This is a genomic window from Streptomyces sp. NPDC001568 (assembly GCF_042893755.1).
Classification (GTDB): Bacteria; Actinomycetota; Actinomycetes; order Streptomycetales; family Streptomycetaceae; genus Streptomyces.
Genome location: NZ_JBIAVF010000007.1, coordinates 264,859 through 289,892, shown reverse-complemented (window position 1 = coordinate 289,892; position 25,034 = coordinate 264,859). Strand labels below are relative to the sequence as shown.

Annotated in this window: 25 protein-coding genes; 12 read left to right on the top strand and 13 right to left on the bottom strand. The window is 70.5% G+C overall.

What is annotated here, in order from left to right; genetic code table 11:
- Positions 1-57 precede the first annotated feature (57 nt).
- Positions 58-1,233 (bottom strand): HpcH/HpaI aldolase/citrate lyase family protein, encoded by a 1,176-nt coding sequence (locus ACFY0I_RS15605; RefSeq protein ID WP_388895053.1) that lies wholly within the window; start codon positions 1,231-1,233, stop codon positions 58-60.
- A gap of 194 nt (positions 1,234-1,427) precedes the next feature.
- Between ACFY0I_RS15605 and ACFY0I_RS15600 the strand changes: the two genes are divergently transcribed.
- The gene (locus tag ACFY0I_RS15600; RefSeq protein WP_388895050.1) at positions 1,428-2,210 is read left to right on the top strand and encodes a TerD family protein; all 783 of its coding nucleotides are present in this window, start codon (positions 1,428-1,430) and stop codon (positions 2,208-2,210) included.
- A 105-nt stretch (positions 2,211-2,315) separates the two neighbouring features.
- Here ACFY0I_RS15600 and ACFY0I_RS15595 read toward each other — a convergent pair whose 3' ends face one another.
- From ACFY0I_RS15595 to ACFY0I_RS15570, 6 genes are all read right to left on the bottom strand, one after another.
- Positions 2,316-3,056, bottom strand: coding sequence for a Tellurium resistance (locus ACFY0I_RS15595; RefSeq protein WP_388895048.1), 741 nt, complete (start codon positions 3,054-3,056; stop codon positions 2,316-2,318).
- Between the two features lie 125 nt (positions 3,057-3,181).
- Positions 3,182-4,300, bottom strand: coding sequence for a DUF475 domain-containing protein (locus ACFY0I_RS15590; protein ID WP_388895045.1), 1,119 nt, complete (start codon positions 4,298-4,300; stop codon positions 3,182-3,184).
- Positions 4,301-4,325: 25 nt separating this feature from the next.
- Entirely contained in the window at positions 4,326-4,901 is a 576-nt protein-coding gene (locus ACFY0I_RS15585; RefSeq protein ID WP_362878215.1) for a TerD family protein, read from the bottom strand.
- A gap of 95 nt (positions 4,902-4,996) precedes the next feature.
- Complete coding sequence (locus ACFY0I_RS15580; protein WP_281206264.1) at positions 4,997-5,572, bottom strand: TerD family protein; 576 nt, start codon at positions 5,570-5,572, stop codon at positions 4,997-4,999.
- A gap of 126 nt (positions 5,573-5,698) precedes the next feature.
- Positions 5,699-6,157 carry a peroxiredoxin gene (locus ACFY0I_RS15575; protein WP_281206265.1) on the bottom strand — a complete coding sequence of 153 codons (459 nt, stop codon included), beginning with the start codon at positions 6,155-6,157 and terminating at the stop codon, positions 5,699-5,701.
- Positions 6,158-6,363: 206 nt separating this feature from the next.
- Positions 6,364-6,789, bottom strand: a complete 426-nt coding sequence (locus ACFY0I_RS15570) for a DUF3052 domain-containing protein (protein ID WP_281206266.1) — start codon at positions 6,787-6,789, stop codon at positions 6,364-6,366.
- Between the two features lie 426 nt (positions 6,790-7,215).
- Between ACFY0I_RS15570 and aceE the strand changes: the two genes are divergently transcribed.
- Both aceE and ACFY0I_RS15560 read left to right on the top strand, forming a co-directional pair.
- Positions 7,216-9,963, top strand: a complete 2,748-nt coding sequence (gene aceE / locus ACFY0I_RS15565) for a pyruvate dehydrogenase (acetyl-transferring), homodimeric type (RefSeq protein WP_388895041.1) — start codon at positions 7,216-7,218, stop codon at positions 9,961-9,963.
- An 86-nt stretch (positions 9,964-10,049) separates the two neighbouring features.
- Complete coding sequence (locus ACFY0I_RS15560) at positions 10,050-10,892, top strand: potassium channel family protein (protein ID WP_388895038.1); 843 nt, start codon at positions 10,050-10,052, stop codon at positions 10,890-10,892.
- An 18-nt stretch (positions 10,893-10,910) separates the two neighbouring features.
- Here ACFY0I_RS15560 and ACFY0I_RS15555 read toward each other — a convergent pair whose 3' ends face one another.
- The gene (locus tag ACFY0I_RS15555) at positions 10,911-11,303 is read right to left on the bottom strand and encodes a peptidase inhibitor family I36 protein (protein WP_388895035.1); all 393 of its coding nucleotides are present in this window, start codon (positions 11,301-11,303) and stop codon (positions 10,911-10,913) included.
- Positions 11,304-11,503: 200 nt separating this feature from the next.
- A complete protein-coding gene (locus tag ACFY0I_RS15550; RefSeq protein WP_388895033.1) occupies positions 11,504-13,111 on the bottom strand; it encodes an MFS transporter in 1,608 nt (535 codons plus the stop codon).
- 118 nt (positions 13,112-13,229) lie between these two features.
- On the opposite strand from ACFY0I_RS15550, the gene ACFY0I_RS15545 reads away from it, so the two are divergent.
- From ACFY0I_RS15545 to ACFY0I_RS15535, 3 genes are all read left to right on the top strand, one after another.
- A complete protein-coding gene (locus tag ACFY0I_RS15545; RefSeq protein ID WP_388895030.1) occupies positions 13,230-13,907 on the top strand; it encodes a TetR/AcrR family transcriptional regulator in 678 nt (225 codons plus the stop codon).
- A gap of 295 nt (positions 13,908-14,202) precedes the next feature.
- Entirely contained in the window at positions 14,203-15,342 is a 1,140-nt protein-coding gene (locus ACFY0I_RS15540; RefSeq protein ID WP_388895338.1) for an alpha/beta hydrolase, read from the top strand.
- A 97-nt stretch (positions 15,343-15,439) separates the two neighbouring features.
- Positions 15,440-16,285 (top strand): DUF4429 domain-containing protein, encoded by an 846-nt coding sequence (locus tag ACFY0I_RS15535; protein ID WP_388895027.1) that lies wholly within the window; start codon positions 15,440-15,442, stop codon positions 16,283-16,285.
- Positions 16,286-16,310: 25 nt separating this feature from the next.
- Here the strand turns inward: ACFY0I_RS15535 and ACFY0I_RS15530 are convergent, their stop codons facing one another.
- Positions 16,311-17,357: an aldo/keto reductase gene (locus ACFY0I_RS15530; protein WP_388895025.1), complete on the bottom strand. Its 1,047-nt coding sequence runs from the start codon at positions 17,355-17,357 to the stop codon at positions 16,311-16,313.
- The gene (locus ACFY0I_RS15525) at positions 17,354-17,746 is read right to left on the bottom strand and encodes a MerR family transcriptional regulator (RefSeq protein ID WP_388895024.1); all 393 of its coding nucleotides are present in this window, start codon (positions 17,744-17,746) and stop codon (positions 17,354-17,356) included. Before ACFY0I_RS15525 ends, ACFY0I_RS15530 begins: the two co-directional genes overlap by 4 nt.
- A 105-nt stretch (positions 17,747-17,851) precedes the next feature.
- Here ACFY0I_RS15525 and ACFY0I_RS15520 point away from each other — a divergent pair, with 105 nt between their 5' ends.
- Positions 17,852-18,667: a serine hydrolase domain-containing protein gene (locus tag ACFY0I_RS15520; protein WP_388895022.1), complete on the top strand. Its 816-nt coding sequence runs from the start codon at positions 17,852-17,854 to the stop codon at positions 18,665-18,667.
- A gap of 30 nt (positions 18,668-18,697) precedes the next feature.
- Here ACFY0I_RS15520 and ACFY0I_RS15515 read toward each other — a convergent pair whose 3' ends face one another.
- Positions 18,698-19,357: a pirin family protein gene (locus ACFY0I_RS15515; protein ID WP_388895020.1), complete on the bottom strand. Its 660-nt coding sequence runs from the start codon at positions 19,355-19,357 to the stop codon at positions 18,698-18,700.
- Positions 19,358-19,438: 81 nt separating this feature from the next.
- On the opposite strand from ACFY0I_RS15515, the gene ACFY0I_RS15510 reads away from it, so the two are divergent.
- The 5 genes from ACFY0I_RS15510 (at position 19,439) to fabF (ending at position 24,331) form a co-directional block, all read left to right on the top strand.
- On the top strand, positions 19,439-20,650 hold the full coding sequence (locus ACFY0I_RS15510) for a helix-turn-helix domain-containing protein (protein ID WP_362878239.1): 1,212 nt from the start codon (positions 19,439-19,441) through the stop codon (positions 20,648-20,650).
- Positions 20,651-20,739: 89 nt separating this feature from the next.
- Positions 20,740-21,657, top strand: a complete 918-nt coding sequence (locus tag ACFY0I_RS15505) for an ACP S-malonyltransferase (RefSeq protein ID WP_383999671.1) — start codon at positions 20,740-20,742, stop codon at positions 21,655-21,657.
- A 19-nt stretch (positions 21,658-21,676) separates the two neighbouring features.
- Entirely contained in the window at positions 21,677-22,681 is a 1,005-nt protein-coding gene (locus tag ACFY0I_RS15500) for a ketoacyl-ACP synthase III (protein WP_388895017.1), read from the top strand.
- A gap of 55 nt (positions 22,682-22,736) precedes the next feature.
- Positions 22,737-22,985 carry an acyl carrier protein gene (locus tag ACFY0I_RS15495; RefSeq protein WP_281206279.1) on the top strand — a complete coding sequence of 83 codons (249 nt, stop codon included), beginning with the start codon at positions 22,737-22,739 and terminating at the stop codon, positions 22,983-22,985.
- 80 nt (positions 22,986-23,065) lie between these two features.
- The gene (fabF, locus tag ACFY0I_RS15490) at positions 23,066-24,331 is read left to right on the top strand and encodes a beta-ketoacyl-ACP synthase II (RefSeq protein WP_281206280.1); all 1,266 of its coding nucleotides are present in this window, start codon (positions 23,066-23,068) and stop codon (positions 24,329-24,331) included.
- 83 nt (positions 24,332-24,414) lie between these two features.
- On the opposite strand, the gene ACFY0I_RS15485 is transcribed toward fabF, so the two are convergent.
- Positions 24,415-24,909, bottom strand: coding sequence for a DUF3145 domain-containing protein (locus ACFY0I_RS15485; RefSeq protein ID WP_388895014.1), 495 nt, complete (start codon positions 24,907-24,909; stop codon positions 24,415-24,417).
- Between the last annotated feature and the right edge of the window lie 125 nt (positions 24,910-25,034).

The window sequence follows — 25,034 nt, the reverse complement described above, 5'->3', positions numbered from 1 at the left end:
CAGGAAGCTCCGTCCCAGGAGGCTCTGTCGTGGAAAGCTCCGTCGTCACCGGTCCGCTCACACCTGGAGACCGGCCGTGAGGAGGTCGACGAAGCCGACCTCCTCCCTCGCCACACCGAAGGCCTCGGCGCGCTGCATGGTGCGCTCGGCCCAGGCCCGGTGGGGCTTCACTTCGTTCATCTTGTTCGTATAGGACGATCTCAGCACTCCGCCGCCGCCGCGCTCGGGGCGCAGGATGTCCTGGGCGTCGCTGAACTCCTCGTGCGAGACCACCGACAGGGCGTGCACGGGGGTGACGTGCGCCGGGTGGATGCAGGTCTTGCCCGTCAGCCCGTTGGCCCGGTCGAGTTCGATCTCGCGCAGGAGTCCGTCCAGGTCGTGCTCGATCAGCGCGGTGCGCAGCTCCTCCACTCCCTCCTCCAGGAAGGGGCTGCGGCGCAGCTGCGGTTTGAAGAGGCGCTGCTGGCTGCGGAAGTACTCCCAGACCGGTCCGGTGACGGTGAACCCGGTCCCGTCGGCGCGGCTGAGGACGTTGACCACGTCGGCGATCACGCCGGCCACGATCTGGACGTCGTAGGCGGTCATGTCCGGGGTGCGGCGCAGGCCGTACGCGGAGCAGAAGTCGGTCACGCCGAGGCGCAGGGCCAGGACGTGCTCGCGGTAGCGGTTGACGGTGCGCGAGATGCCCGCGAGGGCCTCGACCCGGGTTTCGAGGTGGAGGAGCTCCGGGGATTCCAGCACCGGCATGGCATACAGCCGGGGCAGTCCGGCGAAGGCCTGTGCCTCGATGACGGCGTCGAGGAAGGCAATACCACGGCTCTCGGTGAATTTGGGAAGCACGAATCCGGCCAGGTTCCGCACCGATCCGCCGAGCCGACGCACGAGGTCGGAGATCTGTTCGGGCGTACGGATGCGAATGAACAACAGCGGCAGTTCCGCCGCGTCCGGGCCCTCCGCGTCGAGGGCCGCGAACTGTCGGACGAGGTTCTCCTCGCCGTCGACGACGTCGGCGTCACTGATGGAATCCTCCAGGCAGAGGACCATCGAGACGACTCCGAGTCCGGCCTGCTTGCGAATGTCGGCAGCCAGGTTCGGGCGGGTGGCGGGGCTGTAGAGGGTGGCTCCGAGCGCGGCGGCAAGCGTACGGGCGGGGGACGCGAGGGTGAATTCCGTGGGCTCCTGGTGGAAGAGCTCCTTTCGGACGCTGGGCGAAATGTGCCCGAAGTGACGCATGTGCTTCCCCCGTACTGCCTCGGCGGCCCAACTGGCGTGGCCGGTAATAGTACGTACGAATATGAGTCAAGAGTTCCTCAAGCACATGAAGTTCAGGTAACCCTCTTGCACCATGCCCAGCTCGCACGTTCGGTACAAGGCCCAGCGGGGGGCCGCATTGTCCCGGTCGGGCCCGGGAGGGCAGGATGACGGGCATGACGCACGCGATGCAGAAGGGCTCGAACATCCCGGTGGCCGCCGTGGCGGTCCGGGCGGTGCTGCGCTGGTCCACGGGGCCCGAGGTGCCGGACGTGGACGCCTCGGCGCTGCTCGTGGGCGCGGACGGGCGCGTGCGCTCGGACGAGGACTTCGTGTTCTACAACCAGCCCAGGCACCCCTCGGGGGCCGTGTGGCGACTGGGGAAGAAGCAGCTCGGTGACGGGGTCACGGACGCCGTACAGGCGGACCTGCGCGCCGTACCCCCCTCGGTGGGCCGGATCCTGGTGGTCGCCTCGGCCGAGGACGTCCCCTTCGAGAAGGTCCACGACCTGCGGATCCTGCTCTACGACGCCACCCCCGGCGGTCGCCCCGAACCGCTCGCGCACTTCGACGTGCGGCCGGAGACGGGCGCCGAGACCGCGCTGATCTGTGGCGAGCTGTACCGCAGGGGCGACGGCTGGAAGTTCCGCGCGCTCGGTGAGGGCTACTCCGACGGGCTGGTGGGGCTGGCGACCGACCACGGGATCTCCGTGGACGAGAACGCCGCCGAGGGGGGCTCCGAGGAGTCCGCCGCGGCCTCCGGGCCGGGTACCGGGCCCACGGCGGAACAGACGGCCGCCATGCGCCCGCCGGTCCCGGCGCCGCCCACGCAGGCCCCGCCCGCGGTGCAGCCCGCGTACGGGTACCCGCAGCCGGTGTCCCCGGTCCCGGTGCCGTCCCCGGGCGGCGACCCCTCGTTCCGGCTGCCGGTGCAGGGGCCCCAGTTCATCCGCCGCTGACGCCCGCGCCCGCCCGACCCGCCCGACCCCGACCCCGACCCCGCTCACGCGGCGGGCGGGTTCGGCGGGCGGGGCGCGGGGCGGCGTCCCGCCCGGGGCGGGCCGTCAGCTCTTGGCGCTCTTGTAGCCCCGCCCCCACTGGAGCCCCCACCCGTACAGGCGGTCCAGCTCGGCCTGGAACCCGTAGACGAACTTCACCTCGCGGCGCACGATCAGCTCGCCCTTGACGTTCTCCAGGGACAGGACGGCGCAGGAGCGGGCCTGCGGCTGCCGTTCCTCCAGCGGTATCTCGATCCTCGGCCCGGTGACCGGATACAGGGTGACCAGGGCGTGCGTCCGGTCGAAGGCCGGGGTCTGGTCGTAGATGTAGACGAAGACCAGCAGCCGCTTGATGTCCTCGGCATGGTCGAGGTTGATGTAGAGCGTCTCCCCCGAGGCCGAGCCGAACCGGTCGTCGCCGCTGAGCTTCACGTACGGCGGGTCGTTGAGGTCGCCGAGGAGGTTCCCCAGCGGCTGCACGGCGCCGCGCGTGCCGTCGGTCAGCTCGTACAGGCAGCCCATGTCGAGGTCGACGTTGACCATGCCCTGGGTGTGGGCCTGCACCATGTCGGGCTTGAACAGCTTGAACGGGTGCCGCAGCAGCTGCCCGCTCTGTCCGGTGCGGCCGCCGAAGTCGGAGGTCCGCATCCGCCAGGAGAGGTTGACGCGCAGGTTCCCGTGGACCGCCTGCTGCTTGGTGAGCGACACCGTCGGATGTCGTTTCGTCAGTTCGATGGCGTTCGACGAGGCGTGCCCCGAGTCGAACCCCATGGCACGCGCGCCCCTGATCCCGTCGAAGAACCCCATGGTCCCTGCCCCCCTGCTTCGTCACGCGTACGAACCCCTCGTACGTACGGAAGCGGGGCGGCCCGCCGGGTCCGTGGACCCGACCGGCCGCCCCGCAACTGGAGCGTTCCGCATTGTCACCGGGGTCATGCCTCGGCGGCGGCACCCTCCTGGAGTTCCAGGCGCTTGTTGCGGCGCACGGAGGACCAGAACGACCATCCGATGAGCACGACGCCGACGAGGCCGGTGATGAACTCGTTGATCTCGTACTGGATGGTGATGAGCAGGATCACGGCCAGCGCGCCGATGGCGTAGTGGGCGCCGTGCTCCAGGTAGACGTAGTCGTCGAGGGTTCCCTGGCGGACCAGGTAGACCGTCAGCGAACGGACGTACATGGCACCGACGCCGAGGCCGAGGGCCATCAGCACGATGTCGTTGGTGATGGCGAAGGCGCCGATGACCCCGTCGAAGGAGAAGGACGCGTCGAGGACTTCGAGGTAGAGGAACATGAAGAAGGCGGCCTTGCCGGCCATGGCCACGGCCGAGACGGGCTTGCCGGTCCGCTTGGCCTCTTCCTCGGCCTCGTGCTCGGCTTCCTCCTCCTCCTCCAACTTGTTCTCGAAGTAGCCCGAGAGACCGCCCACGATCATGTAGGTGATCAGACCGAGGACTCCGGAGATCAGGACGGTCTGCGCCTTGTCGACGTGCGCGCCACCGTGCTGGTGGGCGTTGGTGGCGAAGGTCATCGCGGTGACCGCGAGGATGATCAGCGCGATGCACGCGGACAGCATGTCGATCTTGCCGAGCTTGGCGAGCGGACGCTCCAGCCAGGCGAGCCACTTGATGTCCCGGTCCTCGAAGATGAAGTCGAGGAAGATCATCAGGAGGAACATGCCGCCGAAGGCGGCGATGGACGGGTGTGCGTCCGTGACGAGCTGCTGATACTGGTCCTTGTCGGACAGTGCGAGGTCGACCGCCTCGATCGGCCCGATCTTGGCACTGATCGCGACGATGACGACGGGGAAGACCAGGCGCATGCCGAACACGGCGATCAGGATGCCGATCGTGAGGAAGATCTTCTGCCAGAAGGCATTCATCTTCTTCAGGATTCCGGCGTTGACCACCGCGTTGTCGAAGGACAGCGAGATCTCCATGATCGACAGGATCGCCACGATTCCGAAGGCCTGCCACCCCCCGTAGAACACCGCTGCGACCAGGCCGAGCGCAGTGATTGCGAACGACCAGCCGAAGGTTTTGAGAACCACTGGCACCCCATCGTCTTGTACGGCTTTACGAAACGTTGACCCCGAAGTCTAGAGCGATGCCCCGCAGGCCCGACGCGTACCCCTGCCCTACGGCCCTGAACTTCCATTCGCCGCCGTACCGGTAGACCTCGCCGAAGATCATCGCGGTCTCGGAGGAGGCGTCCTCGGTCAGGTCGTAGCGGGCCAACTCCTGGTCGTCCGCCATGTTGACGACGCGGATGAACGCGTTGCTGATCTGGCCGAAGCTCTGCCGGCGGGCGTCCGCGTCGTGGATCGACACCGGGAAGACGATCTTGTCCACGTTGGCCGGGACCTTGGTGAGGTCGATGATGATCGACTCGTCGTCGCCCTCGCCCTCGCCCGTGAGGTTGTCACCGGTGTGCTCGACGGAGCCCTCGGGGCTCTTGAGGTTGTTGTAGAAGATGAAGTACGCGTCTCCGAGCACCCGGCCGCTGTTGCACAGCAGCGCGCTGGCATCGAGGTCGAAGTCGGCCCCCGTGGTCGAGCGCGCGTCCCATCCCAGTCCCACCAGAACCCGGGTCAGGTTCGGTGCGGCCTTGGACAGGGATACGTTGCCCCCCTTGGCGAGTGTGACGCCCATGATGTGGTCCTCCCCGGACGACGTGATGTGGTGGCAAAGCCGGTCCGGCGCCGTACACACAGTGCACGGCGCCGGACTGACTGACTGCTGTTGGCTCAGACGTTGACGCCGAAGTCCTGCGCGATGCCGCGCAGGCCCGAGGCGTAACCCTGGCCGATGGCACGGAACTTCCACTCCGCGCCGTTGCGGTACAGCTCGCCGAAGACCATGGCGGTCTCGGTCGAGGCGTCCTCGGAGAGGTCGTAGCGGGCGAGCTCGGTGTTGTCGGCCTGGTTCACGACGCGGATGTACGCGTTGCGGACCTGGCCGAAGCTCTGCTGGCGACCCTCGGCCTCGTAGATCGAGACGGGGAAGACGATCTTGGCGACATCGGCGGGGACGCCGGCGAGGTTGACCTTGATGGCCTCGTCGTCGCCCTCGCCCTCACCGGTGGTGTTGTCACCGGTGTGCTCGACCGAGCCGTCCGGGCTCTTCAGGTTGTTGAAGAACACGAAGTTCGAGTCGCTGGCGACCTTGCCCTGGTCGTTGGTCAGGATCGCGCTGGCGTCGAGGTCGAAGTCGACACCGGTGGTGGTGCGAGCGTCCCAGCCCAGACCGACGATGACCGCCGTCAGGTTAGGCGCGGCCTTGGTCAGCGAGACGTTGCCGCCCTTGCTGAGGCTGACTCCCACGGGTCCTCCATTGGGTATGTGTCTGGGGCGGGGCCCCGTCGTGCGGTTGCTACCGGATCAACGTTCTGATCCTAGTGACGGGTTCCCGTTCGTACACGGTTTTGGTACGGAATCTGCCCGAAGCCCTCAGAGGCTGTCGAGGGCCTCGATGTACTCGTTCAGGTCACGGGCGTCGGGCAGTCCGTTGACGACGGTCCAGCGCACGACGCCGTCCTTGTCGATGATGAAGGTGCCTCGGACGGCACAGCCCTTGTCCTCGTCGAAGACCCCGTAGGCGCGGGATGTCTCCCCGTGCGGCCAGAAGTCGGACAGCAGGGGGTAGTCGAGGTTCTCCTGCTCGCCGAAGACCCGCAGGGTCGGGACCGAGTCGTTGGAGACGGCGAGGAGCTGGACCTCGTCGTTCTGGAAGCGGGGCAGCCGGTCACGCAGCTCGCACAGTTCGCCGGTGCAGACACCGGTGAAGGCGAACGGGTAGAAGAGCAGCACCACGGCCTTCTCCCCCCGGAAATCGGAGAGCCGCACGGTGGCGCCGTGGTTGTCCTTGAGCTCGAAGTCCGGAGCCTTGTCGCCGACCTCGATGGCCATCTCTCGCATCCCTTCGTTTCTGCATTCCTGCATTCCCGCACGTGCGCTTTGGACCGTTCGGGTGAGCCCGTCGGCCCAGGGGGCCAGCCTATGGGGTGACCGGCCCGTCCGGGCGGGCGCGTGCGACCCCGAAAACGACCGCGCCCCGCCGACCTCGGGGTGATCCGGGTCGGCGGGGCGGGTCCGCTCGTCTGCGGGGGTTCGGCTCAGCGCTTCTTGGCGGCGGCCTTCGGGGTCGTCAGCTTGACGGCGGTCCAGTCGTCGCCCACCTTCACGGGCTTCGCCTGGGACAGGCCGGCGGTCTCGACGGCCTCGCTGATGTCGCTGGCCTGCACGAAGCCGTCACGGCCCGTCTTGGGGGTCAGCAGCAGGACGACGGAGTTCTCATCGACCAGTTCGATGGCATCGACCAGCGCATCCGTCAGGTCACCGTCCTCTTCCCGGAACCAGAGGATCACGGCGTCGACCTCGTCGTCGTAATCCTCATCGACGAGTTCGCTGACGTGCTTCTCAACGGCGTCACGGAAATCCTGATCGACGTCGTCGTCGTAGCCGATCTCCTGGACCACCTGTTCGGACTGGAAGCCAAGTCGAGTGACCGGGCTCTCCGCGTGGTCCGCGGTCGCGCTCACGGTGTGCCTCCTGCTCATGTTCGGTGAATGTCTTTCGGCGGCGCGCGTACGCGCAGCATTGGGCGTAGTCCACACGGGCGCGGCGGATCGCGCAAGTACCCGGCCGCCGAGACCGTCGAAACGGTGACGATTGCGGCCGTCTCGCCGCAACTTTCAGGCTTCCCTCATACGCCCCTGGTGATTCATCCCACACCATTCCAGCTCATTCGGCACCACAGGAGGACTTTCCTACCTGTTTGAGGGACGAACGACCTTACGAACCCGATGATCGACCTGGGCGTAAGGTTGCGAGGTGGACCTGCCCGCTTGTCCGCTCCTTCGCCGCTCCAGGTGTTACCCAGGGGTAGAGGTGAAGATTTCGGTCGAGCGTAAGACCATGGGAGGCGGCGACCCAAGGCACGACTCCCCCGACAGCGAAGGAACAGCGTGGCTTCCGCATCCGATCGCAATCCGATCATCATTGGCGGCCTGCCGAGTCAGGTCCCGGACTTCGATCCGGAGGAGACGCAGGAGTGGCTCGACTCCCTGGACGCCGCAGTCGACGAGCGGGGCCGTGAACGCGCCCGTTACCTGATGCTGCGGCTGATCGAGCGGGCGCGCGAGAAGCGCGTGGCCGTGCCGGAGATGCGCAGCTCGGACTACGTCAACACCATCGCCACCAAGGACGAGCCGTTCTTCCCCGGCAACGAGGAGATCGAGCGCAAGGTCCTCAACGCCACCCGGTGGAACGCGGCCGTCATGGTCTCCCGTGCGCAGCGTCCCGGTATCGGCGTCGGCGGGCACATCGCCACCTTCGCCTCCTCGGCCTCCCTCTACGACGTGGGCTTCAACCACTTCTTCCGGGGCAAGGACGAGGGGGACGGCGGCGACCAGATCTTCTTCCAGGGTCACGCCTCCCCGGGCATCTACGCCCGCGCCTACCTCCTGGACCGGCTCTCCGAGCAGCAGCTCGACGCGTTCCGGCAGGAGAAGTCGAAGGCCCCGTACGGGCTTTCCAGCTACCCGCACCCGCGGCTGATGCCGGACTTCTGGGAGTTCCCGACCGTCTCGATGGGCCTCGGTCCGCTCGGCGCGATCTACCAGGCGCGGATGAACCGGTACATGCAGGCGCGCGGGATCGCGGACACCTCCAAGTCCCACGTGTGGGCTTACCTGGGCGACGGCGAGATGGACGAGCCGGAGTCGTTGGGCCAGCTGTCCATCGCCGCCCGCGAGGGCCTGGACAACCTGACGTTCGTCGTCAACTGCAACCTCCAGCGCCTCGACGGTCCGGTGCGCGGCAACGGGAAGATCATCCAGGAGCTGGAGTCGATCTTCCGCGGCGCCGGCTGGAACGTCATCAAGCTGATCTGGGACCGCTCCTGGGACCCGCTGCTCGCCCAGGACCGCGACGGCATCCTGGTCAACAAGATGAACTCGACGCCGGACGGGCAGTTCCAGACGTACGCGACGGAGTCCGGCGCGTACATCCGGGAGCACTTCTTCGGCGGTGACCAGCGGCTGCGCGCGATGGTCGAGAACATGAGCGACCAGCAGATCCAGCACCTGGGCCGCGGTGGTCACGACCACAAGAAGGTCTACGCGGCCTACGCGGCGGCCAAGGCCCACAAGGGCCAGCCGACGGTGATCCTGGCGCAGACGGTCAAGGGCTGGACGCTCGGCCCGAACTTCGAGGGCCGCAACGCCACCCACCAGATGAAGAAGCTGACGGTCGACGACCTCAAGCGCTTCCGCGACCGGCTGCACATCCCGGTCACCGACAAGCAGCTGGAGGGCGGCGCCCCGCCGTACTACCACCCGGGCCGCAACTCGCCGGAGATCCAGTACATGCACGACCAGCGCAGCGCGCACGGCGGCTACGTGCCGACGCGCGTGGTGCGCGCGAAGCCGCTCCAGCTGCCGGACGAGAAGACCTACGCGGCGGCCAAGAAGGGCTCCGGGCAGCAGTCGATCGCCACGACGATGGCCTTCGTCCGCATCCTGAAGGACCTCATGCGGGACAAGGAGATCGGCAAGCGCTTCGTGCTGATCGCGCCGGACGAGTACCGCACCTTCGGCATGGACGCCTTCTTCCCGAGCGCCAAGATCTACAACCCGCTGGGGCAGCAGTACGAGGCGGTCGACCGCGAGCTGTTGCTGGCGTACAAGGAGTCCCCGACCGGCCAGATGCTGCACGACGGCATCTCGGAGGCCGGCTGCACGGCGTCGCTGATCGCCGCGGGTTCCGCGTACGCGACGCACGGCGAGCCACTGATCCCGGTCTACGTCTTCTACTCGATGTTCGGTTTCCAGCGCACCGGTGACCAGTTCTGGCAGATGGCCGACCAGCTGGCGCGCGGTTTCGTGCTCGGCGCGACCGCCGGCCGGACCACCCTCACGGGTGAGGGCCTCCAGCACGCCGACGGTCACTCCCAGCTGCTGGCGTCGACGAACCCGGGCTGCGTGGCGTACGACCCGGCGTACGGGTACGAGATCGCGCACATCGTCAAGGACGGTCTGCGGCGCATGTACGGGCCGACGGAGACGAACGAGCCCGGCGAGGACGTCTTCTACTACCTGACGGTCTACAACGAGCCGATCCAGCACCCGGCCGAGCCGGCGGACGTGGACGTCGACGGGATCCTCAAGGGCATCCACCGGGTGTCGCAGGGCAGCTCCGGCACGGTCGGGGCGCAGATCATGGCCTCGGGCGTGGCCGTGCCGTGGGCCCTGGAGGCGCAGCGGATCCTGGGCGCGGACTGGGGCGTGAGGGCGGACGTCTGGTCGGCGACCTCCTGGAACGAGCTGCGCCGCGAGGCCGTCGCGGTGGAGGAGCACAACCTGCTCCACCCGGAGGAGGAGCAGCGCGTCCCGTACGTGACGCGGAAGCTGTCGGGTGCCGAGGGGCCGTTCGTGGCGGTCTCGGACTGGATGCGCGCGGTCCCGGACCAGATCTCCCGGTGGGTGCCGGGTCCTTACACCTCGTTGGGCGCGGACGGCTTCGGCTTCGCGGACACCCGGGGTGCGGCGCGGCGGTTCTTCCACATCGACGCGGAGTCGGTGGTCCTCTCGGTGCTGACCGAGCTGGCCAAGGAGAACAAGATCGACCGTTCGGTGCTGAAGCAGGCCATCGACCGCTACCAGCTCCTGGACGTGGCGGCCGCCGACCCGGGTCCGGCGGGCGGCGACGCCTGACGGCCGGTCGGTGAGGTGAGGGCGGCGGCCCCCGGGGAGTCCCCCGGGGGCCGCCGTCGCGTGCCGCGGTCCCTACGATGCCCGTCATGAAGGAAACCTCCCGCCTGCTGCTGTGGGAGCGGCGGAGCCAGACCCCGCTGCTCGTCCTGGCCGTGGCGTTCGCCGTCGCGTACGCCGTTCCGATCGTGGTCCCGGACGCCGAGGCCCGCGTGCAGCGGCTGTGCACGGTCACCGAGTGGGTGGTGTGGGCGGCCTTCGCCGCCGACTACCTGGTGCGCCTGGGCCTGTCACCGGCCCGGAAGGCGTTCGTCCGGACGCACTGGCTCGACCTGGCGGCGGTGCTGCTGCCGCTGATCCAGCCGCTGCGGCTGCTGCGGCTGGTGTCGACGCTGATGCTGGTGGGCCGGCGGGCGCGGATGGCGCCGCAGGTCCAGCTGACGACGTACGTCGCGGGCGCGGTGGTGGGCCTGCTGATGTTCGGTTCGCTGGCGGTGCTGAGCGTGGAGCGGGACGCCCCCGAGGGCAACATCAAGAACCTGGGCGACGCGGTGTGGTGGTCGTTCACCACCATGACGACGGTGGGCTACGGCGACCACTCCCCCACCACCGGGCTCGGCCGGGTGCTGGCGGTGGGGTTGATGCTGTCGGGCATCGCCCTGCTCGGTGTGGTGACCGCCAACATCGCCGCCTGGTTCATCGCCCGCTTCGAGCGCGACGACCAGGTGGAGCGGCTCCAGCTGGCGGCCGTGCGCGAACTGCGGGACGAGGTGAGGGCGCTGCGCGCCGAGGTCGCCCGGCTGGGCCCGCTCGCGCAGGCCGCCCCCGGCGCGGCGGCGGCCCCTGCCGCCCCTGCCGTCCCTGCCGTCCCTGCTGCCGGGGGCGACGTACCGCCGGCCCGGACGCCGGAGGGCGCCGCGGTGACGCCGTGACGCCGTGAGGGCACGCTCCTAGCGTTCCCAGACCTTGAACGCCCTCACCTGGTAGGGCGACTGGGGCAGCAGGACGCCGTCGCCCGGGTAGGTCTGGAACTCGCCGGTCTCGGCGCACTCGGCGGACTGGTAGGTGGTCACGGGGCGGCCGGTCCGGTTGACCAGGGACTGGGCGGTGGTTCCGGCGGGCATGGCGGTGCAGCTGTTGATGTCCAGGGTGCTGAGTTCGTGGCTCTGCCTGGTTCCCTTGAAGTCCGGTTTGGCCCACAGGCACAGCTGCCCCGTGGCGCAGGCCGCGTACGGCGGCGGGCCGGCGGCGTGTGCGCGGGCGGCCGTCCCGGGGACGAAGGCGGTGGCGGCCAGGACGGTGGCGGCGAGTGCGGTGACGCGTGCGGTGCTCCACGTACGCATGACAGATCAGCTCCTTGGTGGACGCGCAGGCCCCGGACCGTTTCCGAGGTGTTCGTCGCCACCACGCTGACCTGCGAAGACGCCGGTGCGGAAGAGGCTGCGGGCGGGTCCACCCTGATAGGCGACAGCCCCGCCGGAACCGTCCGGCGGGGCTGTCGTACGCGTGGGGTTGACCCGGCCGTAACGGCCCGTGGGGTCCGTCAGATGTGAGCCGCGCCCGCCCCCGCCTCGGCGTTGGCGCCGCGCTTGGTGAAGCAGGCGACGACCGCGGCGAGCACCGCGACCACGCCGGCGACGGTGAACGCCGTGCTCATGCCGGACACGAAGGTGTCGTGCGCGACGGTACGGATGGCCTCGGCGACCGGCTCGGGAGCGCCCTCCGGGACGGGCGCGAGGCCGACCTGGACGCCCTTCTCGGCGAGTTCGAGGTCCCCGGGGGCGAGCGGCGGCAGCTGCGCCCGCGCCCACTTGTCCCCGAACGTGTTACCGACCTCGGCCGCCATGACCGCTCCGAGGACGGCGGTGCCGAGGCTGCCGCCGACCTGCATGGCCGCCTGCTGGAGCCCGCCGGCCACGCCGGAGAGCTCCAGCGGGGCGTTGCCGACGATGACCTCGGTGGCGCCGACCATCACCGGGGCGAGGCCGAGGCCGAGGAGGGCGAACCACAGGGACATGGTGAGGGTGCCCGTGTCGGGCGTGAGCCGCGCCATTCCGAAGCAGGCGGCGGCGGTGGCGACCATCCCGGCGACGAGCGGCAGGCGCGGACCGACCTTGGTGATGGCGACGCCCGCCAACGGCGAGCCGATGATCATCATGCCGGTCAGCGGCAGCAGGTGCAGGCCGCTGTCGACCGGGCTCATGCCGTGCACGTTCTGGAGGTAGAAGGTGACGAAGAACAGGCCGCCCATGAAGGCGAAGGCCATCAGGATCATCAGCACCGTGCCCGCGGACAGCGGCAGCGAGCGGAACATGCCCAGCGGGATCAGCGGCTCGGAGACCTTCGACTCCCACACGGTGAAGAGCACGAAGCAGATCACGGACAGGGCGAGGAACAGCAGGGTCTTGATGTCGCCCCAACCCCACTCGGCCGCCTTGATCAGCGCCCAGATCAGGGAGAACATCGCGACCGACAGCAGCGCGATGCCGGGAAGGTCGAAGGAGCGCGGCGCCTTCTCGGCCCGGTGGTCGAGCAGGATGAACAGGCCGAAGACCAGCGCGACGATGCCGACGGGCACGTTGATGAAGAAGACGGACTGCCAGCTCACGTGCTCCACGAGCAGGCCGCCGACGATGGGCCCGGCGGCGGTCGAGGCGCCGATCACCATGCCCCAGATGCCGATGGCCATGTTCAGCTTCTCGGCGGGGAAGGTGGCGCGGAGCAGGCCGAGGGCCGCGGGCATCAGCAGGGCGCCGAAGAGTCCCTGCGCGACGCGGAAGCCGATGACGAGGCCGACGCCGGTGGACAGGCCGATCGCCGCCGAGGAGAGGGCGAAGCCGGCGATGCCGATGAGGAAGGTCTGGCGGTGCCCGAAGCGGTCGCCGAGCTTCCCGGCGGTGATCAGGGAGACCGCGAGGGCCAGCAGGTAGCCGTTGGTGATCCACTGGACCTCGGCGAGGCTGGCGCCCAGGTCCTTCTGGATCTCGGGGTTGGCGACGGCGACGATCGTGCCGTCCAGGGTGACCATCATGACGCCGATCGCCACGGCGAACAGCGTGAGCCACGGGTGGCCGCGAAGGCCGGGCCGGTCCTGCGCCGGGCCGGGTTCCTTGCCCGGTACCTGGTCGTGGACGGTGATCTGACTAGTCATGCGAACAGGCTAATGACAGCGACTGACAGTTCACAAACGGCTCAACGCCCCGGCTTTTGTCGCGTGGGTCACAGGTACCCTGACCGCTCACTCTGCGTCAGAAAGGACCCCTACGGTGATGACCGATCCGCGACCCGCACCGACCGCCCCCGCGGCGGCCGGACTGCGCGAGCGCAAGAAGCGGCGCACCCGGGACGCCCTCCTGCGCGCGGCCCTCCTCCTGTTCATCTCCCAGGGCTACGAACGGACCACGGTCGACGAGATCACCGCCGCCGTGGACGTCTCCCAGCGCACCTTCTTCCGCTACTTCGCGAACAAGGAGGAGGTCGCCTTCGCCGTCCAGGACCTGGTCGAATCGCACTTCGTCGCCGAACTGCGGGCCCGCCCCGGCGCCGAGGGGCCCCTCACCGCCATGCGCCGCGCGGTCCTCGCCGCCTGGGACACCGTCGAGGAGGCCATCTCCGAGGTGGTCCCCGTCGACCTGTACATGCGGGGCTACCAACTGATCGAGTCCACGCCCGCGCTGCTCGCCGTCCACCTGCGGCGATCCACCGAGCTGGAGGAGGAGATCGCCCGGCTGATCGCCGCCCGCGAGGGCCTGGACGTGGACGTCGATCCCCGGCCCCGGGTGGCCGTCGCCGCCTTCTGCGGCGTGATGCGCGTCACCGGGCGGCTCTGGGGGCAGGGCGAGGACGCCAGCGTGGACGCCATCCGGCGGATGACCGAGGCCTACCTCGACCAGATCGAACCGGCCCTCGCCCCCCACTGGCGCCGCACCCCCGCCGACCTCGGCTGACGACCGACGGTCGCCGCCCCGGGGATCACAGCGCCGACCGCGGTCGGACCGTCACGCCCGCGCGGGCGCGCGAACGACGGACCGCGACTCTCCGTCGCGGGCCGCTCCGCCGGATGGCGGGCACCGTCCCACCACCGGCCGTGAGCCCCATCACCCGGCGCGCCAGGGGCTCCGGCGGTCTTTTAGTCTGACTCCAGTGAAACTGTCCGGCCCCGCCCCCTCCCTCGCCGCCGCGGTACCCGCGCGCCCCGTCGCCGCCCTGCGCACACTGCTCGTGCTCGGGGTCGTCCTCGTCATGCTGGCGACCACCGGCTGGACCGCCGTGCACCGCCCCGAGGCCGGCACCCCGGCGCGGGCCGCCGCGCTCGCCGCGTGGGCCGTGGCCCGGATCGACGGCCGGAGCGTGCCGCCCGTCGACGCACCCGTACGGACGGTGGCCCGCTTCTTCGCCGGCCTCGACGGCGCCCAGCGGACCCGGCTCGTCACCGGCTACCCCCTCGTCGTCGGCAACCTCGACGGGGTCCCCGCCCACCTGCGCTACGAGGCCAACCGCACCTCCCTGGACCGGGCCGAGCGCGTCGAGCGCGAGCGCGCCGGCGACGTCGCCCTCACCCCGGCCGACCGGGCCACGGCCATCCGGCGCGCCCACCGCTTCGCCTCGCTGGCCGACCCGGGCCGCCAGATCCTCACCTTCGACCCCACCGGCGGCGGCCTCGTCGCCGAGGTCTTCGGCGACCTCGACCGGGCCCGCCGGGTCTCGGTGGTCGTGCCCGGCGTGGACACCGACGCCGTCACCTTCGAGCGCACCCAGCGCCGCCTCACCGCCCCCGCCGGCATGGGGCGGTCCCTGTACGAGGCCGAGCGCGCGGCCTCGCCCGGCAGCGCCACCGCCGTCATCGCCTGGGCCGGCTACACCGCGCCCACCGGCGTCGGCATGGACGCCGCCACGGGCCGGCTCGCCGTCCAGGGCGCCGCCCGGCTGCGGTCCCTGGCGGCCGCGTTGCCCGGCGACGCCGGCGTGGTCCTGTTCTGCCACAGCTACGGGTCGGTGGTCTGCGGGGTCGCCGCCCACGGGCTGCCCCGCCGGGTCACGGACGTGGTCGTCGCCGGCAGCCCCGGCATGCGCGCCGGCAACGTCTCGGAGCTGGGCACGAGCGCCCGGGTGTGGGCCATGCGCGACGACGGCGACTGGATCGAGGACGTACCGCACCTGGAGCTCGGCGGGCTGGGCCACGGAGCGGATCCGGTGTCCCCGGAGTTCGGCGCGCGCGTGCTGTCCTCGGCGGGTGCGAAGAGCCACACCGGCTATTTCGAGCCAGGTACCGCCTCGCTCGACAACTTCGCCCGGATCGGAACCGGCGCGTTCGGTTCCATCGCCTGTGCGGGCGACGGTGACGACTGCCGCCGCGGAATTTCCGGTACGGAGGGTGACTGACGGGGACTGACGAGGACCCTCCCAGCCCCTCACCGGCAGAACCCCGGAAAACCTGGTCCCCCGACGATGAAGACGTGCGGGGTCACGTCCCTTTACGATGTGCCGCATGGGTGACGTACTGGCCGGAAATCATGCCGTCTGGGAGTTCGACTCGGACTCGGTGCTCATCCGCTTCGCACGGGGGATGCGAACGCCACGGCTCTGGCACGCGCTGGGCCCGCGCAGGATCCCCCTCGAAGCGTTGTCCGGGGCGAACGTGAGCGCGGGCCGAAGGGACACGGTGGTCCTGCGCGCCGAACCACGGCCGGGCGCCGACCCCCTGATGGAGGCGGCCGCCGGGCAGCTCAAGGACGCCTGCGACCCCTACCGGCTCGTCCTGCCCCGCGACCGCGCGACCGCCGCCGACGCCTTCGCGCACGCCCTGCGCGAACGCCTCGCCCCGGACGCCGACGAGCCCACCGACCGGTTCCTCGTCGACGTGCCCGCGCCGCCGCTCCAGCTCAAGGCCTACGACGCCCGTGTCGGCTTCGACGGCGCCGTCGTGACCTTCCAGTGGTCCCGTACCGGCGCCACCAGCGCCAAGTGGAAGGCCGGCGACCAGCGGTACCCGCTGACCTCCCTGACCGGCGTCGAGTGGGCCTCGCCCGACCGCCCGGGCGGCGGCCACCTGCGCCTCCTGCCCCGCGACAGCACCACCGACGCCCACCCCGACCACGACCTCGCCGCAGCGGTCTTCGGCGTCGGCTACGGGGCCGTCCACGAGTCGCTGCCCTTCGCCGCGGCCGTCCTCGCGGCCCTGCGCGCCCGCACCCCCGTCGCCTCCGTCCCGTCGAGCGGCCCGTCCGAGGACGACCGCCTGCGCCACCTGACGGAACTCCACGGCGCGGGCCTGCTCACGGACGCCGAGTACTCGGCGCTCCGGGCGCGCTTCACACCCTCCTGACCGCGGGCGGGACGGGGACGCGGCATCAGGCCTCGCGGGCCGCCGAGGTGGAGCTCATGTCCGGGTAGCGGTCGCCCGCGACGCCCGCCGCGATCGGCTCCAGCAGGGCCAGTTCCGGGCCCGTCAGGGTGATCCGGGTCGCCGCCGCGTTCTCCACGACCCGCCCCGGCCGCCGCGTGCCGGGGATCGGGACCACCGTCAGGCCGTGGACCGCCGCCCGCTGCTGCACCCACGCCAGCGCGACCTGCGCGGGCGTGACCCCGTGCGCGGTCGCGATCCGCCGGACCGGAGCCAACAGCTGCGCGTTCGCCCGGGCGTTGTCGCCGGTGAACCGCGGCTGGTACTGGCGGTAGTCGCCCGCCGACAGGTCCACCGAGGCGTCCGCGAAGGCCCCGGTCAGGAAGCCGCGCCCCAACGGTGAGTACGGGACGAAGGCCACCCCCAGCTCCGCCGCCGCGCCCACCGCGCTGCGCTCGACGTCCCGGCTGAACAGGGACCACTCCGACTGGAGCGCCGCGATGGGGTGCACCTCGTACGCCTCGCGCAGTTCGGCCCCCGTCACCTCGCTGAGCCCCAGGTGGCGCACCTTCCCCTCGCGCACCAGCTCGGCCATCGCGCCCACCGACTCCGCGAGCGGCACCCGCGGGTCCCGGCGGTGCATGTAGTAGAGGTCGATGACGTCCGTGCCGAGTCGCCGCAGGCTGTCCTCGACGGCCCGCCGGACGTACGCCCGGTCGTTGCGGACGCCCCGGTGGTGGAGGTCGTCGGTGCGCTCGATGCCGAACTTCGTGGCGAGGGTGATCCCGTCCCGGTGGGCGGCCACGAAGGGTGCGAGGAACTCCTCGTTGGCGCCGCGTCCGTAGACGTCCGCCGTGTCGAAGAGCGTGACCCCGGCGTCGAGCGCCGCGTCGAGGGTCGCCCGGGCCGCCGCCTCGTCGGTGTCCCCGTAGAACTCGCTCATCCCCATGCAGCCGAGGCCCTGGACGCCGACGACCGGGCCCCCCTTGCCCAGTTCCGTCCGCTCGATGCCGGTGTTCCCGTGCTGCCGGCGCTGCTCGTGCTGTTCCGTCATGACCGTGCCTTCCCCGCGACCGTGCGCATCTCGTACATCCCGATCTTGAAATCCAGTACGCCGAGGGCGTCCGTCAGCTCCGTGATCCGGGACCGCACCTCGGTACGGGTGCGTTCCAGCAGCTCACGGCGCTGGTCGACGGTGTGCTCGCCCTCGCGGACCAGTTCGGCGTACCGGACCATGTCCGCCACCGACATGCCGGTGGCGCGCAGCTTGCCCACGAAGGACAACCAGTCGAGGTCCCGGTCGCTGAACCGGCGCTGCCCCGAGTGGGAGCGGTCCACGTGCGGCATCAGGCCGATCCGCTCGTACCAGCGCAGCGTGTGCTGGGTCAGGCCGGTCCGGGCCTCGACCTCGCTGATCGTGTACCGCGTCTGCGTCAGGCTCATGGCTCCACGCTAAAACCTTGGAGTGCACTCCAAGCAAGTAGGCTCGGCCGCACGAACAGCGCGCACGGCGCGGCGGGCACGAAGAGCACGGGGACGGGCAACGGCATGGACAGTCTGCGGATCATCGACACCTGGCCGGTACCGACCGCCGCGGCCGCCGTGGTGCGCGCCGACGGCACCCTGGTCGGCGCGCACGGCCCCGTCGAGCAGCGCTTCCCGCTGGCCTCGGTCACCAAGCCGCTCGCCGCGTACGCCGCCCTCGTCGCGTACGAGGAAGGCGCCATCGAGCTGGACGAGCCGGCCGGACCCGAGGGGTCGACGGTCCGTCACCTGCTCGCGCACACCAGCGGACTGGCGTTCGACGAGCACCGCGTGATGGCCCCGCCCGGGCAGCGCCGGCTGTACTCCAACGCCGGTTTCGAGGTGCTCGGCGACCACATCGCGAAGGCGACCGGGATCCCCTTCGCCGAGTACCTGCACCAGGCCGTGTTCGAGCCGCTGGGCATGACCTCGTCCGCCCTGGAGGGGTCGCCCGCGAAGGACGGCGTGTCCACCGTCGCCGACCTGGTGCGCTTCGCCGCCGAACTCCAGGCGCCCCGCCTGCTGGACGTGCGTACGGTCGCCGGGGCGACCTCCGTCGTCCACCCGGGCCTCAAGGGCGTGCTGCCCGGCTACGGGCACCAGTCGCCCAACGACTGGGGCCTCGGCCTGGAGATCCGCGACGGCAAGTCCCCGCACTGGACGGGCCTGAACTCCTCGCCGCGCGCCTTCGGGCACTTCGGCCAGTCCGGCACCTTCCTGTGGGTGGACCCGGACGCCCGCGCCGCGTGCGTCGCGCTGACGGACCGCGCGTTCGGCCCGTGGGCCGCACAGGCCTGGACCCCGTTCACCGACGCGGTCCTCGCCGAGCTGCGCGGCTAGGCCGGGTCGGCCGGGTCGGCCTGGACGGCCTTACAGCGGCAGCTCCAGCATCAGCAGTTCCCCCGGGGAACCGGCGGTGACCTCCAGGCCCTTCTCGGCGGTGATCCGCGCCGAGTCCCCGGGGCCCAGCTCCTCCCCGTCGAGCCGCAGGTCCCCGCGGACGACGTGCAGGTAGACGCGCTCCGCGTCCGGTACGGGGACCCGCTGGCCCGCGGCCGGCCGCCGGACGTGCAGCACCGCCCCGGCCGCCGGTACCTCGTACGGGGTGCCGTCCACGAGGCCGCGGACCAGGTCGTACGAGGGCTCGCCGCCGGCGGCGAGCGGCGCCAGCCACAGCTGCACGAACCGCAGCGGCACCTCCCCGTCGTTGCGCTCCACGTGCCGGGCCCCGGATCCGGCGCCGAGCCGCTGTACGTCGCCGGGCCGCACCAGGCCCGTGCCGCCGGTGACGCCGTCCCGGTGCGTGAGCTCCCCCTCGACCACCCAGGTGACGATCTCCGTGTTGCTGTGGGGGTGCTCGTCGAAGCCCGCGCCGGGCGCGAGGCGCTCCTCGTTGCAGGCGAGCACCGGGCCGAAGCGGATGTTGTCCGGGTCGTAGAAGGACCCGAAGGAGAAGGCGTGCCCGGTGGTGATCCCGGCGCCCGGATCCCCTCCGGCGTACCGGTCGACGGCTCGGCGTACATCAATCATGGGGGCCACCGTAGCCCGAGGGGCGGGACGGGGCGCGGGACCGGAGTCCGCGCCGGGGCGCCGATAAGGCAGTCTTGTCCCGTGCCCCAACCCGAACGTGAGCAGTCACCCGAGACCCGTCCCGCGCATCCGGCCCACCCGCACGCCGCGACGCTGCGCCGACTGGAGAAGTCCTCCGGTCGACTCGCCGCCAACGCCATCGCGCGCATGGACGAGACCCTTCCGTGGTACCGGGCGATGCCGCCGGAGAACCGCTCGTGGATCGGTCTGGTCGCCCAGGCCGGGATCGCCGCGTTCACGGAGTGGTTCCGGCACCCCGAGACGCCGCAGGCGATCTCCACCGACGTGTTCGGGACGGCTCCGCGGGAGCTGACCCGGGCGATCACCCTGCGTCAGACCGTCGAGATGGTGCGGACGACGATCGAGGTCATGGAGACCGCGATCGACGAGGTCGCGGCCCCCGGCGACGAGTCGATCCTGCGCGAGGCCCTGCTGGTGTACGCCCGGGAGATCGCCTTCGCGACCGCCCAGGTGTACGCGCAGGCCGCCGAGGCGCGCGGGGCGTGGGACGCCCGCCTGGAGTCGCTCGTCGTGAACGCGGTGCTGTCGGGCGAGGCCGACGAGGGCGCCCTGTCGCGGGCCGCCGCGCTCGGCTGGAACTCGCCGGAGCACGTGTGCGTCGTGCTGGGCACGGCGCCGGACGGGGACAGCGAGCTGACGGTCGAGGCGATCCGGCGCGCGGCCCGCCACCACAAGCTCCAGGTGCTGACCGGGGTGCTCGGCGACCGCCTCGTGGTGATCGCGGGCGGCAGTGACAATCCGATGCAGGTGGCGAAGTCGCTGATCGGGCCGTTCGCGGCCGGTGCGGTGGTGGCCGGACCGGTGGTCCCGGACCTGTTGAACGCGACCAAGTCCGCCCAGGCGGCGGCGGCCGGCCTGAAGGCCTGTACGGCCTGGCAGGACGCGCCCCGACCGGTGCTGGCGGACGATCTCCTGCCGGAGCGCGCGATCGCGTCCGATCCCTCGGCCAGGGAGCAGCTGGTGGAGGAGATCTACAGACCACTGGAGGAGGCGGGCTCCGCGCTCCTGGAGACGCTGAGTGTCTATCTGGAGCAGGCGAGCAGCCTGGAGGGGGCCGCGCGGATGCTGTTCGTGCACCCCAACACGGTGCGCTACCGGCTGCGACGTGTGACCGACGTCACCGGATGGTCACCGTCCGATGTGCGTTCGGCGTTCACGCTGCGAATCGCCCTGATCCTGGGGCGTCTGGCCGACGGGGATCCGCAGTCCTAGACTTTTGTCGGACATCAACAATTACCCCGACGGTTCTTCGTCCCTGTCCCCACGGGCGGCGGGGACCATCCACAAGAGAGAGTGTGAGGGTGCTCGTACTCGTCGCTCCAGGCCAAGGCGCTCAGACGCCCGGCTTCCTGACTCCCTGGCTCGAACTCCCCGGTGCCGCAGACCGCGTCGCCGGCTGGTCGGACGCCATCGGGCTCGACCTTGCCCACTACGGCACGAAGGCCGACGCGGACGAGATCCGCGACACGGCCGTGGCACAGCCGCTGCTGGTCGCAGCGGGTCTCCTGTCCGCTTCGGCGCTCGGCGCGTCCTCGGCCTTCGGCGCCGTGGCGGGCCACAGCGTCGGTGAGATCACCGCCGCAGCGGTCGCGGGCGTACTGTCCGACGCGGACGCGCTGTCGTTCGTCCGGACCCGCGGTCTGGGCATGGCCGACGCGGCCGCCGTCACCGAGACCGGCATGGCCGCCGTCCTCGGCGGCGACCAGGACGTGGTGGTCGCACATCTGGAGAAGCTGGGGCTCACCCCGGCCAACATCAACGGAGCGGGCCAGATCGTGGCCGCCGGTACCGTCGAGCAGATCGCCGCCCTGGTGGACGAGAAGCCCGAAGGCTCCATGAAGGTCGTCGCCCTCAAGGTCGCGGGCGCTTTCCACACGCACCACATGGCCCCCGCGGTCGCCGAGCTGGAGAAGGCCGCCCAGGCCCTCACCCCGGCCGACCCGGTCCTGAAGTACGTGTCGAACAGGGACGGCCTCGTCATCGATTCGGGCGCCGACGTCGTCGCCCGCCTGGTCGGCCAGGTCGCGAACCCGGTCCGCTGGGACCTGTGCATGGAGACGTTCGCTTCGCTGGGCGTTTCCGGGATCGTCGAACTGTGCCCCGGTGGCACGCTGACGGGTCTGGCCAAGCGCGCCCTCAAGGGTGTGCCGAGCGTGGCCCTGAAGACGCCGGACGATCTCGAAAAGGCCGCGGCGCTCCTCGCCGAGCACGCGGCCTGAGAGAAGGAGCCCACACAGCATGTCCAAGATCAAGCCGGCCAAGGGCTCCCCGTACGCCCGCATCCTGGGTGTCGGTGGCTACCGTCCGACCCGTGTGGTGCCCAACGAGGTCATCCTGGAGACGATCGACTCGTCCGACGAGTGGATCCGTTCCCGGTCGGGCATCGCCACGCGGCACTGGGCCGGGCCGCACGAGACGGTCGCCCAGATGTCGGTGGAGGCGTCCGGGAAGGCGCTGGCCGATGCCGGGATCTCCCCGGAGCAGATCGGCGCCGTGATCGTCTCGACGGTCTCGCACTTCAAGCAGACCCCGGCCGTGGCGACGGAGATCGCCCACCGCGTGGGCGCGGTGAAGCCCGCCGCGTTCGACATCTCCGCGGGCTGTGCCGGTTTCGGCTACGGTCTGACCCTCGCCAAGGGCATGGTGGTCGAGGGTTCGGCGCAGTACGTCCTCGTCATCGGCGTCGAGCGGCTCTCGGACCTGACCGACCTGGAGGACCGCGCGACGGCCTTCCTGTTCGGTGACGGTGCGGGCGCCGTGGTCGTGGGTCCGTCGGACGAACCGGCCATCGGCCCCACGGTGTGGGGTTCGGAGGGCGACAAGTCCGACACCATCAAGCAGACCGTGCCGTGGGACGAGTACCTCGGCAAGGGCGGCGGGGAGAAGTTCCCGGCCATCACGCAGGAGGGTCAGGCGGTCTTCCGTTGGGCCGTCTTCGAGATGGCCAAGGTGGCCCAGCAGGCTCTCGACGCCGCCGGGATCACCGCCGAAGACCTGGACGTCTTCATTCCGCACCAGGCGAACATGCGGATCATCGACTCGATGGTGAAGACTCTGAAGCTGCCGGAGCACGTCACGGTCGCCCGTGACGTGGAAACCACCGGCAACACGTCGGCCGCCTCGATTCCGCTCGCTATGGAGCGGCTCCTGGCGACCGGAGCGGCGAAGAGCGGCGACACCGCGCTCGTCATCGGCTTCGGGGCGGGACTCGTCTACGCCGCCACGGTCGTTACCCTCCCCTAGGGTCGGAATCCGTTCCGCCCCTGATCAACCCATTCAGCTATAGAAGGAGCGCCACATGGCCGCCACCCAGGAAGAGATCGTCGAAGGTCTCGCCGAGATCGTCAACGAGATCGCCGGCATCCCGCAGGAGGACGTCCAGCTCGACAAGTCCTTCACCGACGACCTTGACGTCGACTCCCTGTCCATGGTCGAGGTCGTCGTCGCCGCCGAAGAGCGCTTCGACGTCAAGATCCCGGACGAGGACGTCAAGAACCTCAAGACGGTCGGCGACGCCGCGGACTACATCCTGAAGAACCAGGCCTAAAGCCTGCCGAGCGTTTGTCGCCACCTGGCGGTGGCGCCGTGACAATTCAGCACCCCCTGAGACGTGGAGAAAGAATTCCTGTGAGCCCGACCAATCGCACCGTGGTCGTCACCGGTATCGGCGCAACCACTCCGCTGGGTGGCGACAGCGCTTCGACCTGGGAAGGCCTGCTCGCCGGCCGGTCCGGTGTCACGCCCCTGGAGGGCGAGCGCTTCGCCGAACTCCCGGTCCGCATCGCCGCGCAGGCAGCCGTGGATCCGAGCGAGGTACTGCCCCGCCCCCTGGCCCGCAAGCTCGACCGCTCGGCGCAGTTCGCCGTCATCGCCGCCCGTGAGGCCTGGGCCGACGCCGGGTACACGGCGCCGGCGGGCGAGGACGAGTCGATCGTTCCCGAGCGACTGGGCACCGTGATCGCCTCCGGTATCGGCGGCGTCACCACGCTGCTCGACCAGTACGACGTACTGAAGGAAAAGGGTGTGCGTCGGGTCTCCCCGCACACCGTCCCCATGCTCATGCCGAACGGCCCGTCGGCCAACGTCGGCCTGGAGGTCAACGCCCGCGCCGGTGTGCACACCCCGGTCAGCGCGTGCGCGTCGGGCGCCGAGGCCATCGGCTACGCCGTCGAGATGATCCGTACGGGCCGTGCCGACGTGGTCGTCGCGGGTGGCACGGAGGCGGCGATCCACCCGCTGCCGATCGCCGCGTTCGCCAACATGATGGCGATGTCGAAGAACAACGAGGACCCGACCGGCGCCTCCCGTCCCTACGACAAGGGCCGTGACGGCTTCGTCCTCGGTGAGGGCGCGGGCGTCGTGGTGCTGGAGTCCGCCGAGCACGCCGCGAAGCGTGGCGCCCGCGTCTACTGCGAGGTGCTGGGCCAGGGTCTGTCCGCGGACAGCCACCACATCGCGCAGCCGGAGCCGACGGGCCGCGGCGTGGCGGCGGCGGTGCAGAACCTGCTCGACAACACCAACCTGGACCCGTCCGAGCTGGTGCACCTGAACGCGCACGCCACCTCGACCCCGCAGGGCGACACGGCCGAGCTGAAGGCCCTGCGCAAGGTCCTGGGCGACGACCTCGACCACATCGCGATCTCCGCGACCAAGTCGATGACCGGTCACCTGCTGGGCGGCGCGGGCGGCATCGAGACGGTCGCCACCGTCCTCGCGCTGTACCACCGGATCGCCCCGCCGACGATCAACGTCACCGAGCTGGACGACGACATCGACGCGGACATCGTGCGCGGCGAGCCGCGCAAGCTGCCCGTCGACGGTCCGATCTCGGCGATCAACAACTCCTTCGGCTTCGGCGGTCACAACGTGACGCTCGCGTTCCGCAGCGTCTGATCCGCGGTCCCGTACGACGTGAAGGGCCCCGCCCGGCTTCTGCCGGGCGGGGCCCTTCACGTACCGGCCCTCGGGCGGGGCCGTCAGACGACCTGGTGGAGCCAGCGGACCGGGGCGCCCTCGCCGGCGTACCGGAAGGGTTCCAGTTCGTCGTCCCAGGGCTTCCCGAGGAGTTTGGCGATCTCGGCTTCCAGGTTGGTCTCGCCGCGCACGGAGCGGGCGAGGGCGGCGCGCAGCCGGTCCTCGGGGATCAGGATGTCGCCGTGCATGCCGGTGACGGCGTGGAAGATGCCGAGTTCCGGCGTGGAGCTGTAGCGCTCGCCCTCGGCGGTCGGACAGGGTTCGGCGGTCACTTCGAAGCGGAGCAGGTGCCAGCCGCGCAGCGCGGAGGCGAGTTTAGAGGCGGTGCCCACCTCGGCCTGCCAGGAGAACTCGGCTCTCCAGGTGCCGGGGGAGGCGGGCTGACGGATCCAGTCGAGGTTCACCCGCACCCCGAGCACGCCCGCTACAGCCCATTCCACGTGCGGGCAGAGCGCGCGCGGTGCGGAATGCACGTACAGAACTCCACGTGTCGTCACCGGGACCTCCAGTGTGGGACGAGGTCGGGAATAAACTCCAGAAAACGGACAGTATGTGACGTGATGTAATGTAACGGAAATTATTTGACATTGCGCATCGGCAGTGGCGGCCGAAACGCCACGGG

Excerpts from the sequence above, each read along its gene's own strand:
- ACFY0I_RS15605 (WP_388895053.1), bottom strand. The coding sequence starts at position 1,233 with ATGCGTCACTTCGGGCACATTTCGCCCAGCGTCCGAAAGGAGCTCTTC.
- ACFY0I_RS15600 (WP_388895050.1), top strand. The coding sequence starts at position 1,428 with ATGACGCACGCGATGCAGAAGGGCTCGAACATCCCGGTGGCCGCCGTG.
- ACFY0I_RS15595 (WP_388895048.1), bottom strand. The coding sequence starts at position 3,056 with ATGGGGTTCTTCGACGGGATCAGGGGCGCGCGTGCCATGGGGTTCGAC.
- ACFY0I_RS15585 (WP_362878215.1), bottom strand. The coding sequence starts at position 4,901 with ATGGGCGTCACACTCGCCAAGGGGGGCAACGTATCCCTGTCCAAGGCC.
- ACFY0I_RS15575 (WP_281206265.1), bottom strand. The coding sequence starts at position 6,157 with ATGGCCATCGAGGTCGGCGACAAGGCTCCGGACTTCGAGCTCAAGGAC.
- ACFY0I_RS15560 (WP_388895038.1), top strand. The coding sequence starts at position 10,050 with ATGAAGGAAACCTCCCGCCTGCTGCTGTGGGAGCGGCGGAGCCAGACC.
- ACFY0I_RS15555 (WP_388895035.1), bottom strand. The coding sequence starts at position 11,303 with ATGCGTACGTGGAGCACCGCACGCGTCACCGCACTCGCCGCCACCGTC.
- ACFY0I_RS15550 (WP_388895033.1), bottom strand. The coding sequence starts at position 13,111 with ATGACTAGTCAGATCACCGTCCACGACCAGGTACCGGGCAAGGAACCC.
- ACFY0I_RS15545 (WP_388895030.1), top strand. The coding sequence starts at position 13,230 with ATGACCGATCCGCGACCCGCACCGACCGCCCCCGCGGCGGCCGGACTG.
- ACFY0I_RS15540 (WP_388895338.1), top strand. The coding sequence starts at position 14,203 with ATGCTGGCGACCACCGGCTGGACCGCCGTGCACCGCCCCGAGGCCGGC.
- ACFY0I_RS15535 (WP_388895027.1), top strand. The coding sequence starts at position 15,440 with ATGTGCCGCATGGGTGACGTACTGGCCGGAAATCATGCCGTCTGGGAG.
- ACFY0I_RS15530 (WP_388895025.1), bottom strand. The coding sequence starts at position 17,357 with ATGACGGAACAGCACGAGCAGCGCCGGCAGCACGGGAACACCGGCATC.
- ACFY0I_RS15525 (WP_388895024.1), bottom strand. The coding sequence starts at position 17,746 with ATGAGCCTGACGCAGACGCGGTACACGATCAGCGAGGTCGAGGCCCGG.
- ACFY0I_RS15520 (WP_388895022.1), top strand. The coding sequence starts at position 17,852 with ATGGACAGTCTGCGGATCATCGACACCTGGCCGGTACCGACCGCCGCG.
- ACFY0I_RS15515 (WP_388895020.1), bottom strand. The coding sequence starts at position 19,357 with ATGATTGATGTACGCCGAGCCGTCGACCGGTACGCCGGAGGGGATCCG.
- ACFY0I_RS15500 (WP_388895017.1), top strand. The coding sequence starts at position 21,677 with ATGTCCAAGATCAAGCCGGCCAAGGGCTCCCCGTACGCCCGCATCCTG.
- ACFY0I_RS15495 (WP_281206279.1), top strand. The coding sequence starts at position 22,737 with ATGGCCGCCACCCAGGAAGAGATCGTCGAAGGTCTCGCCGAGATCGTC.